The sequence below is a fragment of the Duganella sp. GW821-FHT01E12 genome (genome assembly GCF_059422325.1).
Genome location: NZ_JBWKWR010000001.1, coordinates 751,090 through 763,404, shown reverse-complemented (window position 1 = coordinate 763,404; position 12,315 = coordinate 751,090). Strand labels below are relative to the sequence as shown.

Here is a 12,315-nt window from a genome sequence, read left to right as displayed (position 1 = left end):
TTGCCAGGCCGCGTGCTTCAGGCGGCGTTGGTGTGGCTGTCGGCCGGCTTGCCGAAGGCCGCCAGCAACGCAGCCTCCTTCTGCTTGGCCGCCTTGAAGTGACGCTCCTTCACGTGGCCGTAGCCGCGGATGTCTTCAGGGATGCTGGCGATGGCCACGGCCTGCGGCAGGTTCTCCGCCGTCAGCTTCGGCAGCAGCGAGGCCACGGTGGCGCGGTACTCGCCGATCAGCCCCCGTTCCATCCTGCGCTCCGCCGTGTAGCCGAAGATGTCCAGCTTGGAGCCGCGCAAGCCTTTGAACTTGGCCAGCACGCCGAACGCCTTCATCATCCACGGGCCGAATTCCTGCTTGACCAGGTGGCCTTCGGCATCGTGCTTGGCAAACAACGGCGGCGCCAGGTGGAATTTCAGCGTGATGTCGCCCTCGAACATGCCGGCGATCTTCTGCTGGAACGCGCCGTCGGTGTACAGGCGCGCGACTTCATACTCGTCCTTGTACGCCATCAGCTTGTAGTAGTAGCGCGCCACGGCTTCGCTCAGGCGGGTGGTCTTGCCCAGCTTGGCCTCTTCCGCGCGCACCTGGTCGATAAACGATTTATACTGTTTAGCATAATTCGCGTCCTGGTAGGCGGTCAGCAGCTCCATGCGGCGGGCGACGATGTCGTCCAGCGTCTGGATGCGTTTGAACTCGATCACCTTGGCCGGCGTGGTCAGCTTGGTCACGGACGCCAGGTCGTGCGCGGCGGTGCGGCCCCAGTTGAAGGCCGACTTGTTGAAGCCCACCGACACGCCATTGAGCTCGATCGCCTTGATCAGCGACGCTTCGCTCAGCGGCACATGGCCCTTCTGGAACGCATACCCCAGCATGAACATATTGGTGGCGATGGAGTCGCCCATCAGCGCCGTGGCGATCTGGCCGGCGTCGACGAAGTCCACCAGCTCGTTGCCGCAGGCCTTGACGATTTCGCCGCGCGAGGAAGCGTCCGGGAACTGCCAGTTCGGATTCTTCACAAACGCCGCCGTCGACGAGCCGGTCGAGTTGATCATCGCGTGCGTGCGGCCTTCGCCCATGCGCGACAAGGCGTCGCGCGAGGCGGTGACGATCAGATCGCAGCCCACCACCAGGTCGGCGCTGCCGGTGCCGACGCGGGTCGAGTGCAGGTCGGACTGCTGGTCCGCCAGGCGCACGTGCGACATCACCGGGCCGCCCTTCTGGGCCAGGCCGCTCATGTCCAGCACGATGGCGCCCTTGCCTTCGACGTGCGCGGCCACCGCCAGGATCTGGCCGACCGTCACCACGCCGGTGCCGCCGATGCCGGTGATCAGGATGCCGTACGGCGTGGCCGTCGACGGCAGCACCGGCGTAGGCAGCACGGCCTGCGGGCCTTCACCCACGGCGGCCTTCTTCGGCTTCTTCAGCGCGCCGCCTTCCACCGTCACAAAGCTCGGGCAGAAACCGGTGGTGCAGGAGAAGTCCTTGTTGCAGGACGACTGGTTGATCTGGCGCTTGCGGCCCAGTTCCGTCTCCAGCGGCTCCACCGACAGGCAGTTGGACTGCACGGAGCAGTCGCCGCAGCCTTCGCAGACGGCTTCGTTGATGACGGCGCGCTTGGCCGGATCGGGGTATTCGTTGCGCTTCCGGCGGCGGCGCTTCTCGGAGGCGCAGGTCTGGTCGTAGATCATGGCCGACACGCCCGGCTTGTCGCGCAGCTCGCGCTGCACGTCCATCAACTCGCTGCGGTGACGCACGGTGACGCCTGGCGCCCAGTTGTAATCGGACGGGTATTTTTCCGGCTCGTCGGTGACGACGATGATTGGCGTGACGCCTTCGGCGGCGATCTGGCGCGAGATCATGCCGGGGTCCAGCGGGCCGTCGAAGGCCTGGCCGCCGGTCATGGCGACGGCGTCGTTGAACAGTATCTTGTAGGTGATGTTGACCTTGGCCGCCACCGCCGCGCGGATCGCCAGGATCCCGGAGTGGAAGTAGGTGCCGTCGCCAAGGTTGGTGAAGACGTGCTTCTCGTTGGTGAACGGCGCCTGGCCCACCCAGGTCACGCCCTCCGCGCCCATGTGGGTGAAGGTGGAGGTCTCGCGGTCCATCCACAGCACCATGTAGTGGCAGCCGATGCCGGCCAGCGCGCGCGAGCCTTCCGGCACCTTGGTCGAAGTGTTGTGCGGGCAGCCGGAGCAGAAGAACGGCGTGCGGTCGGTTTCCGGATTCGGCTTGGACGGCAGCGTTTTCAGCGCCAGCTCCTTCGCCTCCAGGAAGGCCACGCGCTCCTGCACGCGCTGCGCCACCGGATGGCCGGCGCAGTAGTGGGCGATGCGCGAAGCGATGGCGCGCGCGATCTGCGCAGGGTTCAGCTCATAGGTGGCCGGCAGCAGCCAGTCGCCGTGGCCGGTCTTGCCCTTGTTGCTCCATTCACCGGTGTCGTCGAACTTGCCGACCACGCGCGGACGCTGGCCGTCCGGCAGGTTGTACAGCTCTTCCTTCAGCGCGTATTCGAGGATCTGGCGCTTCTCTTCCACCACCAGGATCTCGTCCAGGCCCTTGGCGAATTCGTGCACGCCGTCCGCCTCCAGCGGCCAGGTCATGCCGATCTTGTACAGGCGGATGCCGATGTCGGCGGCGGCCTGCTCGTCGATGCCCAGGTCGGACAGCGCCTGGCGCGTGTCCAGGTAGGATTTGCCGGCGGTGATGATGCCGATCTTCGGCTTGGGCGAATCCCAGATAATTTTATTGAGTTTATTCGCGCGGCAGTAGGCCAGCGCGGCGTACCACTTGTAGCTGTTCATCCGCACTTCCATATCGAGCACGGTGTCCGGCCAGCGGATATTCAGGCCGCCGGCCGGCAGCTCGAAGTCGGTGGGCAGGTTGATCTGCACGCGGTCGGGATCGAAGTCCACCACGGCGCCGGATTCGATGATGTCGGTGACGCACTTCATCGACACCCACAGGCCGGTGTAGCGGCTCATGGCCCAGGCATGCAGGCCGTAGTCGATGTACTCCTGCACCGACGACGGATACAGCACAGGGATGCCGCAGGCGTTGAGGATGTGGTCCGACTGGTGCGCGGTGGACGAGGACTTGGCCGCGTGGTCATCGCCGGCCAGCACCAGCACGCCGCCGTGCTTGGCGGAGCCGGCGTTGTTGGCGTGCTTGAAGACGTCGCCGCAGCGGTCCACGCCGGGGCCTTTGCCGTACCACATGGAGAAGACGCCGTCGTATTTGGCGTCCTGGAAAAGATTGGTTTGCTGCGTGCCCCAGACTGCGGTCGCGGCCAGGTCTTCGTTCATCCCGGGATGGAACTTGACGTGGTGGGCGTCCAGGTACTTCTTGGCTTTCATCGCCGTCATGTCGACGCTGGTGACGGGAGATCCGCGATAGCCGGTGATGTAGCCGGCGGTGTTCAGGCCTGCCTTCAGGTCCCGTTCGCGCTGCATCATCGGTAGCCGGATCAGGGCCTGGGTGCCGGTCATGAAGGCCCGGCCGCGTTCCAGCGTCCACTTGTCGTCTAGCGAGATTTCGTTGTCCGAGTGCGTGCCCGGCTCCAGTTGCGAGCCCTTGTGAGGTGCGTTCATTGTGTCTCCATTATTCTTTAAGCCATGCGCTACAGGGCCGGATTGGCCCAGTAGCGCGCGATCCGCCGGCCCTTGTGGAGACGGCGGAACGGAAAAATGCGGTTTTTTTTATAGGGTACCACAGGCCTGCGCCCCGTTCTGTGCGGAGCTGCCGGCTTTACACCCTTGATTTCTTACGCCGCGCTGGGGTCTTTCAAGACGCCGCGTTTGATCTGATCGAGCTCGATCGATTCGAACAGCGCGCGGAAGTTGCCTTCGCCGAAACCTTGATCGCCCTTGCGCTGGATGATCTCGAAGAAGATCGGGCCGATGACGTTCTGGCTGAAGATCTGCAGCAGCAGTTCGCGCTCGTTCTCGTTGCTGTGGCCATCGATCAGGATGCGCAGGCGGCGCAGGTCTTCCAGGCGCTCGCCGTGGTTCGGCAGGCGGCGGTTGACCAGTTCATAGTAGGTCTCGATCGTGTCCTGGAAGACGATGCCGGCCTTCTTCATCGTCTCGACGGACGAGTAGATGTCGTCGGTGCCCAGCGCGATGTGCTGGATGCCTTCGCCGTGGTACTCGTCCAGGTATTCGGCGATCTGCGATTTGTCGTCCGACGATTCGTTGATCGGGATGCGCACCTTGCCGCACGGCGAAGTCATGGCCTTCGACTTCAGGCCGGTCAGCTTGCCCTCGATGTCGAAGTAGCGCACTTCGCGGAAGTTGAACATCTTCTCGTAGAAGTCCGCCCATTCCTTCATGCGGCCGCGGTGGACGTTGTTGGTCAGGTGGTCGATATAGGTCAGGCCATGGCCGACCGGGTTGGCGACCGCGCCCGGGATGGCGACGAAGTCGACGTCGTAGATGCTGATGTCGCCGATGGCGCCTTGCTCGCCGCCGTTCTTGCCGCGCCAGCGGTCGACCAGATAGATCAGCGAATCACCCACGCCCTTGATGGCGGGGATGTTCAGTTCCATCGGGCCGTTCTTGTTGTCGAAGCCCCAGGCGCCCTGCTCCAGCGCGCGCTTGTAGGCGAAGGCGGCGTCCTGCACGCGGATCGCGATGGCGCACACGGACGGGCCGTGGTGGCGGGCGAAGCGCTGGGCGAAGGAGTCCTGCTCGGCGTTGATGAGGAAGTTGATATCGCCCTGGCGGTACAGGGTCACATCCTTATGGCGGTGACGGGCAATCGCGGTAAAACCCATGCTCTCGAACAGCGCGCCCAGTGCTTTGGGATCGGGTGCGGCGTATTCGACAAACTCAAAACCATCGGTACCCATCGGGTTGTCCCAAGGCGTAAATTTCATGCGAGTCTCCTTCTTTGAATAGCGCACAGTATAGTCTCGGTTCGCCAGCATTAAATTGCAAACAATTCCCACGGATCGCTATTCTGCGCAATAATATTGCCTGAACCATCAATTTTTGAGGTATTTATGACCAAGATCGCGCTGGACAAAACCGACCGTAAAATTCTGTCCATCTTGCAGGCTGACGGGCGGCTGTCCAACCAGGATGTAGCCGAATTGGTGGCCTTGTCGCCGTCGCCGTGCCTGCGCCGCATCAAGCGGCTGGAGGAGGCGGGCGTGATCCGCCAGTACGTGGCGCTGCTGGACCCGGACAAGATCGGCCTGGGCCTGCTGGCCTACGTCAACGTGCGGCTGGAGAAGCACAGCGAGGCGGCCGCGCACAGCAACGCCCGCGCGCTGGGCGCGCCGAACGCGCCGGTGTCGCCGCGCGCCGATTTCGCGGTGTCGGTGGAGCAGTGGCCGGAAGTGGTGGCCTGCTACGCGATGACGGGCGAGATGGATTACCTGCTGCGGGTCCACGTGGAAGACATGGACCACTTCTCGCGCTTCATGATGGCGACGCTGCTGCGCCACCCGGCGGTGCTGGACGTGAAATCCTCGTTCGCCCTGCAGCGCATCAAGGACACCACCGCGCTGCCGCTGGTATAAGGCCGCGCCGCTCAGGAGGTGAGGTGGCGGCTCAGGTGCTGGACGAAGGGTTCCGGCGCCAGGAAGCCGATCACGCGGCTGTTCGGGATCTCCTTGCCGCCGTTGAAGAGGATGATGCCCGGTGGGCCGAACAGGCCGAAGCGCTTCATCAGGGCCTTGTCGTCGGCGCTGTTGGCGGTGACGTCCACCTGGATCAAACGCACCTGCTTCAACTTGCCGCTGACGGCAGGCTTGGAGAAGGTGAAGCGCTCCATCTCCTTGCAGGACACGCACCAGTCGGCGTAAAAGTCCAGCATCACCGGCGTGCTGCTGGAGGCCAGCACCTGATCCAGTTCGGCCACGGTCTTGATGCGGCTGAAGCGGATCTCGTCGCCGGCCGGCGCGGTGCCTTCCGCGCGGGCGAGGCTCAGGTGGCCCAGCGGTTGCAGCACGTCGCGGCCGGCGCTGGCGGCGCCCGCCAGCTCAAACAATCCGGCCACCAGGAACGCCAGCCCCAAAGTCTTGCCGACGTAGGCGCCCAGGCCCGCGCCGCGCGCCGCAGGCAGCGGCTCGAACACATGCAGGAACACGGCGCACAGCAGCGCGAAGATGCCCCACAGCGCCATCATCACCGGCACCGGGAACACCGGCGTCACCATCCAGATCGCGACCGCGATCAGCAGCAGGCCGAATATCTTCTTCACGCCGTTCATCCACGCGCCGGCACGCGGCAGCAGACTGCCGGCCGAGATCCCCGTCAGCAGCAGCGGCACGCTCATGCCGACCGCCATCGAGAACAGCGCCCAGCCGCCGGCCCAGACGTTGCGCGTCTGGCTGATGTAGAGCAGCGCGCCGGCCAGCGGGCCAGCCACGCACGGGCCGACGATCAGGGCCGACAAGGCGCCCATCACGAACACGCCGGCGAACCGGCCGCCGCCCATGTTGCCGCTGGTCGCGCTCAAGCGGCTTTGCAGGGCGCTGGGCAGCTGCAATTGATAGACGTCGAACATCGACAGGGCCAGGCCGACCAGCAAGGCGCCGAAGGTCAGCAGCACCCAGGGCTTCTGCAGCGCGCCCGCAAGTCCTTCGCCGGCCAGGCCTGCGGCCACGCCGAGCGACGTGTAGACCAGCGCCATGCCCAGGCAATAGGCCAGCGCCAGCGAGAAGCCACGTCCGCGCGACACCGCGCCCTCGCCCACGATGATCGAGGACAGGATGGGCACCATCGGCAGCACGCACGGCGTGAACGACAGCAGCAGGCCGAAGGCCAGGAAGGCCAGCCCGATGCGCCACGCGCTGCCGCTTTGCAGCGTGCGCTGCGCGAGGGAGCTGTCGTCTTCATGCACTGGTGCGGCCACCTCCGCGGTCGGCGCGGCGGCAGGAGCGGTTGCGGCGGCGGTGGTGGTATTGCCTGCCTCACCGGCCGGCGGTGCATCCACCGTCACCAGTTTGCCCGGCGCCGATGGATCGACGCGATAGTTCTGCATGGCCGGCGAATAGCACAGGCCAGCATCCGCACAACCCTGATAGCCCACCTGCAGCGTGAACGCCGCAGCCGCCGTCACTGGCAGGTTGACCACCAGCTTGTCCTGGTAAGTCTCCATCTCCTTGTTGAAGTTGGAGTCGAACTTACGCAGCCCCGCCGGCAACGACGGTGCGGCGAGCTGCGCGCCGTCGGATTTAAAACTCAAACGGTCCCGGTACAAGTGATAGCCCGGCGCGATCGCCCACGACAGGCGCACCGTATGTGCATCGACCAGCTCCCCCTTCAGCTGGAATGCCTGGTCAGGCTCCAGAAAATCATCCGCCCGTGCGCCGGCGGCCAGCGCCAGCACCGCCACCAATAACGCCATCAGGCGCATCATCCAATTGTTCATCATTTCAATCCTATTCAAACATCCCTGAACAGCATCTGCCCCTGATCGTTCACGGCCAGATACCCCATATCGGACGCATTCAAAAAATTCAGACCATCCTGCTGCTTCAGCATCGCAATGGTGGAACAGCTGCCGGCGGCGGTCGCCATCGGCGCCAGCACGCTCACCGAGCGCCAGTACCGCACCGGCATGCCGTCGCGCGGATCGAGGATGTGGCAGTAGCGCTGCCCATCCAGCTCGAAGTAGCGCTCATAATCGCCGCTGGTGGCCAAGGCGCCCTGGCTGACCGGGATGCTCGCCACCACGCTGTCCGGATCGCGCGGGTCCTGGATGCCGATGCTCCACGGCCGCCCGTTCAGGCGCGGGCCAATGAAGCGCATGTCGCCGCCCAGGTTCACATAGCCATGCCGCACGCCCGCATCGGCCAGCAGCGCCGCCGCGCGGTCGGCCGCGTACTCCTTGCCGAAGCCACCGAAGTCGATCTCCATGCCGGCCTGCCGCAGATAGACATCCTCCGCGCCGCAGTCCACCTTGTCCCACCCGACCAGAACCAGCAAGGGCTCCAGCACTTCCTTGCCCGGCACCTTGGGCTGGCGAAAATCCCAGGCCCGACGCAGCACGCCGGAGGTGATGTCGAACAGCCCCTCGCTGGCGCCGTGCAGCGCCGCCGCGTAGCCCAGCAGCGACATGGTCTCGGCGTCGCAATGCACCGCCTCCCTGCCCGCCGCCGCGTTGATGCGCGAGACGATACTGTCCGGCCGGTAGCGCGAATACTTGGTTTCGATACGCAGCACCTCGTCCATGGCGCGCTGCGCCAGCAGCGCCGCCGTATGCGCGTCCGGTGCGGCGAACCGCAACTCGCAGCGGCTGGCCATCGCCTGGAACGTGGTGCGGTGTATCGCGTCTACCATTTCGCTTCTACCCTTTTGTTCCTACCACTGCCGGTTGATCGCTATCTGTATCGTCTGCGCCCGCAACGCATCCAGGCCTGGACTGCCTTCATGGAACAGGCGCCAGCTGCCGCGCTGCTGGTACACCGACGCCTTCACGTCGACGGACCACAGCTTGTCGAGCTGCTTGCTGACCTTCAGGCCCAGAGTCACCGCGCCGAAGCCGGACAGGCGCTGGTCGGCCGTCATGTAGCCGCTGCCGTTGTAGCCCGGCGGGAACGGCGCACCCAGTTTCGCATCGTAGAGCGGATCGTAGTAAAAGCTGGCCGCGCTCTGCGAATACAGGCGCGCTTCCGGCGTCACGGTCCAGCCCTGCGACAGCGGCTGCACATACTCGGCGCCCAGCGTGTGCCCGCGCACGCCGAAGCTGTCGCGGTAGTAGCGGTAGGACAGCCGGCTGGTGCCGCCGGTCGAGGCCAGATGATGGTTCCAGCGCGCCAGCAGGGTCGTCTCGTCGCGGCTGCGTGGACGGTTGTCCAGCGCCTTGTACGGATCGGAGAAATAGCCCTCGCCCTGGCTGTGCGTGAGCGTCAGCTGGGCGATGTCGCTGGCCGTCAGCACCTGCGTCACGCCCAGCAGCAGATTGGTGCTGCGCTTCTTCTCGTTGCTGACGATCTTGTTGACTGGATTGATATGGTCATCCGCATGGCCGATGCCGACGGTCCACGTGGTGTTCTTGCTCTCGCTCTCCAGGCTCCCCTGCAGCGACAAGGCGCGCGACAGGTAATCGTGCTCGTTCGAATACGCCACGCCGGCCGTCACCGTGCCGCGTTCGAAATAGCGCGTGGCCGAAACATCGCCCGCCGTGCGGTGGTCCTGCATGCGCGAGGCGCCCGAGATGGCCGTGTGGTAGCGCGGCGAAGCGCCCGACACATCGTCCGACACCACCGAGGCGCCGATGTTCCACACGCCAGCCACCGGCGCCGTGATCGACAGCGACGGCGAATGCACGGTGATGCGGTCCAGGCCCGACTGGCTGTCTTTGTAGTTCAAATAGCCCAGCGTGATGGTGCCGTTGGCCGGCGGCGTTTCGGCGTGCGCCTGCACGCCCGGCAGCATCAACGCCGCCGTCATGATGGAGGCGGCCAGACCGCGCCCGGATGCCTTGTCTTCGTTACTTGTCATGGTGATCCTCAATTGCAGCCGCAGCCGCCGCCGCCCACACCGGCGCCGCCGGACGAGGCCTCGCGGCTGGTGTAGATATGGTCGTCGAAGCGCGTGAACATATGGCCGTCGCCGAAGGTCATCTCGGAACGCGCCAGCGTGCCCTTTTCCCACGGCTGCACATTGCCCAGCGAGGCGCAGCCGGACAGCCCGGCCGCCAGTGCGATCAACAATAGTGCTTTCATTTGACGGCTCCCAATGCGTTCTGGATCTTGCTTTCCAATTCGGCGCGGTCGGCTTCGCGGAAGCCGGAATGCTCCAGCAGCACCTTGCCGTCCGGGCCGATCAACACGCTGCTCGGCATGCCCTTGATGCCGTAGCTGCGCGGCGTGGCGCCTTGCGGGTCGAAGCCGATGGCGAAGCGCGCCGGCGTCGTCGTCAGGAACTGGCGCGCATCAGCGCTGTTGGCGTCGACATTGACGCCGACGATCTGCAGGCCCTTCGCGCCATACTTGGCCTGCATCTCGTTCATCCACGGGAAGGACTGGCGGCACGGGCCGCACCACGAGGCCCAGAAGTCCACGTACACCACCTTGCCCTGCAGCTTGGCCAGCTTCACCGCGCCGTCCAGGCCTTGCAGGTCGAACTGCGGCGCGGCGGCGCCCTTCTCCAGCGCCCATGCGGAGCTCGCGCCCAGCGCGGCCGCCAACAGTATTGCGATCGATATCGGTTTCATCTCAGCCTCCAATGCGTTTGGATTGGCGACGGCGCCAGCCGATGGCAATCGCCGCCGCGATAATCAGGAACACCATCATCGGATCGTTGACATCGTCCGAGGCCGAGCAACCGCCGCCGCCCTTATTTGCCGGCGCGGCGTTGCTGGCCGCAGCCGTCCCCTGGCCGCTCAGCGCGATGGTCCAGCTGCTGCCGGCCACGGTGGACTGCAAGGCCACGCTGCCGTTGCTGGCGCCGTTGGCCGGCGTGTAGCTCACCACCAGGTCGCACGAGGCGCCAGGCGCCAGCGTGACCGGGAAGGCCGCGCAGCCGGTGCTGTCCGCAACGGCGGCGAATGGGCCGGTGAAGGTGGCGCCGGACAGCGTGACGGCGGCGGCGCCGCTGTTGGTCAGCGTGAAGCGGCGGGTCGGCGCCGCGCTGCCGATGACGACCGAGCCATAGTCAAAACTCTGCGGCGCTATCGTCAGCGACGGCGTGGTGATGACGACCGCCACGCCATTGCCGTTCAGCGCCAGATGGAACTGCGCGCCACCGTCGGTCACCAGCAGCAGGTCGGCGCTGCGGGCGCCGGCGGCGACAGGCTTGAACGCGGTGGTCAGCGTGCAGCTGGAACCCGGAGCGACCGCCGCGCCGGCAACGCAGGTGCCGCCGAGGACAAAGTCGCCTGGCTGATTACCGCCCAGCGTCAGCGTGGCGATGGTCAGCGACGCGTTGCCGCTGTTGGACAGCGTGGTCGTGTGAGCCGTGGCGCTGCTGCCGACTTGCGTGTCGGCGAAGGTGATCGGGCCGGCTTCGGACAGCACCGGTGTCGCCGTGGCTTGCTTGGTGCCGGTGCCGGTGATGCCGACTTGCAGCGCAGCCGCGTTCGAGCTCACCGCCAGCGTCGCCGAAACCGCGCTTTCCGCCGCCGGTGCGAAGCGAACCGGCACAGAGCAGCTGGCGCCCACCGCCAGGCTGGCGGCGCAATCGCTGGCGCCCAGGCTGAAGCTGGCCGCGCTGCCGGCGCTCAAGCCGATCTTGCTGAAGCTGATGACCACATTGCCGGTATTGGCCAGCGTGACCGTCTGCGCCACCGCTGCGGCGCCAATGGTCTGCGTACCGAAGGCGATGGCCGACGGCGTGGCCGTCAATGCCGGCGCAGGCGTCGCGGCGCTGCCGGACAGGCCCACCGTGGCGTTGCCGTTGGAGGCGTTGGAAGCCAGCGCCAGGCTGGCGGAGAACGCGCCCGCAGTCACCGGCGAGGCTTGCAGCGTGACCGTGCAGCTGCCGCCTGCCGGCACCGGCGTGGCGACCGCGCAGCTGCCGCCCAGCGTGAAGATGCCGGCATTGGCGCCGCCCAGCGCGATGGAGCTGAAGGTCAGCGCGGCCTGCCCGCTGTTACTGACGGTGATGGTCGACACGGCGGACGGAGACCCCGTCAACAGCGTGCCGAAATTGACGCTGGCCGCGGACAAGGCGATGGTGGCCTGCGGCGTGGCGTTGCCGGTGCCGCTGAGCGCGACGCTGCTGCTGCCGCCGGTGGCGTTGTGGGTGATGGTCAGCGAAGCCGCGCGCGCGCCCGCCACCGTCGGCTTGAAGCTGGCCTGCACGGTGCAGCTGGCGCCCGCAGCGACCGCGCCGCCGTTGGCGCAGCTGCCGCCGGCGACGCTGAAATCGCCCGCCGCCGCGCCACCGATGGAGATGGTGCCGATATTGAGCGCGGCATTGCCGGTATTGCTCAAGGTGGCGGACAGCGGGCCGGCCGTCTGGCCGATACTGGTGCCGCTGAAGGTCAGGCTGGCCGGCGCCAGCGAGGCTGCCGGCGCGGCCACCACGTTCGGATTGCCGATGAAGGCCGCCAGGTCGGCCAGCTCCGTCGCGCTGAATTTGCCATTGAACAGGCTACCCATGCCGCCCTTGTTGGTGGCGATGGCGTTCTGGATCACGGACGGCTGATTGGCCGCCGCCAGGATATTGCTGACGTTATTTGCCGGCGACGCGCTGTGGCATGAGGCGCAGGTGGCGCCGCCGGACACCGGCCCGTTCAAATACAGGCTCTTGCCGTTCAGGGCATCCGCCGCGCTGGCGCCCTGCCCCATCACACCGACCAGCAGGACCGCAGTCCACCGCAATCGGAACACCTTTGCTAACAAGCCTGTCATGACACTCTCCTGAA

The 12,315-nt window shown here is 66.0% G+C and carries 9 protein-coding genes; 1 reads left to right on the top strand and 8 read right to left on the bottom strand.

Annotation, left to right across the window (positions count from 1 at the left end; translation table 11 throughout):
• Nucleotides 1-17 precede the first annotated feature (17 nt).
• A complete protein-coding gene (locus tag AC07WS_RS03305; RefSeq protein ID WP_494727698.1) occupies nucleotides 18-3,581 on the bottom strand; it encodes an indolepyruvate ferredoxin oxidoreductase family protein in 3,564 nt (1,187 codons plus the stop codon).
• Between the two features lie 173 nt (nucleotides 3,582-3,754).
• Nucleotides 3,755-4,867 carry a 4-hydroxyphenylpyruvate dioxygenase gene (gene hppD, locus AC07WS_RS03300; RefSeq protein ID WP_494727697.1) on the bottom strand — a complete coding sequence of 371 codons (1,113 nt, stop codon included), beginning with the start codon at nucleotides 4,865-4,867 and terminating at the stop codon, nucleotides 3,755-3,757.
• Between the two features lie 126 nt (nucleotides 4,868-4,993).
• Here hppD and AC07WS_RS03295 point away from each other — a divergent pair, with 126 nt between their 5' ends.
• Complete coding sequence (locus tag AC07WS_RS03295; protein WP_008444048.1) at nucleotides 4,994-5,515, top strand: Lrp/AsnC family transcriptional regulator; 522 nt, start codon at nucleotides 4,994-4,996, stop codon at nucleotides 5,513-5,515.
• Between the two features lie 11 nt (nucleotides 5,516-5,526).
• Here AC07WS_RS03295 and dsbD read toward each other — a convergent pair whose 3' ends face one another.
• Genes dsbD through AC07WS_RS03265 form a run of 6 tightly spaced genes read right to left on the bottom strand, consistent with a single transcriptional unit; the run spans nucleotide 5,527 to nucleotide 12,301 of the window.
• Nucleotides 5,527-7,374: a protein-disulfide reductase DsbD gene (dsbD, locus tag AC07WS_RS03290; RefSeq protein WP_494727696.1), complete on the bottom strand. Its 1,848-nt coding sequence runs from the start codon at nucleotides 7,372-7,374 to the stop codon at nucleotides 5,527-5,529.
• Between the two features lie 11 nt (nucleotides 7,375-7,385).
• A complete protein-coding gene (locus tag AC07WS_RS03285; RefSeq protein WP_494727695.1) occupies nucleotides 7,386-8,282 on the bottom strand; it encodes an FAD:protein FMN transferase in 897 nt (298 codons plus the stop codon).
• Between the two features lie 21 nt (nucleotides 8,283-8,303).
• Nucleotides 8,304-9,446: a DUF3570 domain-containing protein gene (locus AC07WS_RS03280; RefSeq protein WP_494727694.1), complete on the bottom strand. Its 1,143-nt coding sequence runs from the start codon at nucleotides 9,444-9,446 to the stop codon at nucleotides 8,304-8,306.
• Between the two features lie 8 nt (nucleotides 9,447-9,454).
• On the bottom strand, nucleotides 9,455-9,670 hold the full coding sequence (locus tag AC07WS_RS03275) for a DUF4266 domain-containing protein (protein WP_161086617.1): 216 nt from the start codon (nucleotides 9,668-9,670) through the stop codon (nucleotides 9,455-9,457).
• Nucleotides 9,667-10,161 (bottom strand): TlpA family protein disulfide reductase, encoded by a 495-nt coding sequence (locus tag AC07WS_RS03270; protein ID WP_494727693.1) that lies wholly within the window; start codon nucleotides 10,159-10,161, stop codon nucleotides 9,667-9,669. Before AC07WS_RS03270 ends, AC07WS_RS03275 begins: the two co-directional genes overlap by 4 nt.
• Nucleotide 10,162: 1 nt before the next feature.
• On the bottom strand, nucleotides 10,163-12,301 hold the full coding sequence (locus AC07WS_RS03265; protein ID WP_494727692.1) for a choice-of-anchor D domain-containing protein: 2,139 nt from the start codon (nucleotides 12,299-12,301) through the stop codon (nucleotides 10,163-10,165).
• Nucleotides 12,302-12,315 lie beyond the last annotated feature (14 nt).

Bases quoted from the DNA above. Each gene is read 5' to 3' on its own strand.
- AC07WS_RS03305 (WP_494727698.1), bottom strand. From the start codon at position 3,581: ATGAACGCACCTCACAAGGGCTCGCAACTGGAGCCGGGCACGCACTCG.
- hppD (WP_494727697.1), bottom strand. From the start codon at position 4,867: ATGAAATTTACGCCTTGGGACAACCCGATGGGTACCGATGGTTTTGAG.
- AC07WS_RS03295 (WP_008444048.1), top strand. From the start codon at position 4,994: ATGACCAAGATCGCGCTGGACAAAACCGACCGTAAAATTCTGTCCATC.
- dsbD (WP_494727696.1), bottom strand. From the start codon at position 7,374: ATGATGAACAATTGGATGATGCGCCTGATGGCGTTATTGGTGGCGGTG.
- AC07WS_RS03285 (WP_494727695.1), bottom strand. From the start codon at position 8,282: ATGGTAGACGCGATACACCGCACCACGTTCCAGGCGATGGCCAGCCGC.
- AC07WS_RS03280 (WP_494727694.1), bottom strand. From the start codon at position 9,446: ATGACAAGTAACGAAGACAAGGCATCCGGGCGCGGTCTGGCCGCCTCC.
- AC07WS_RS03275 (WP_161086617.1), bottom strand. From the start codon at position 9,670: ATGAAAGCACTATTGTTGATCGCACTGGCGGCCGGGCTGTCCGGCTGC.
- AC07WS_RS03270 (WP_494727693.1), bottom strand. From the start codon at position 10,161: ATGAAACCGATATCGATCGCAATACTGTTGGCGGCCGCGCTGGGCGCG.
- AC07WS_RS03265 (WP_494727692.1), bottom strand. From the start codon at position 12,301: ATGACAGGCTTGTTAGCAAAGGTGTTCCGATTGCGGTGGACTGCGGTC.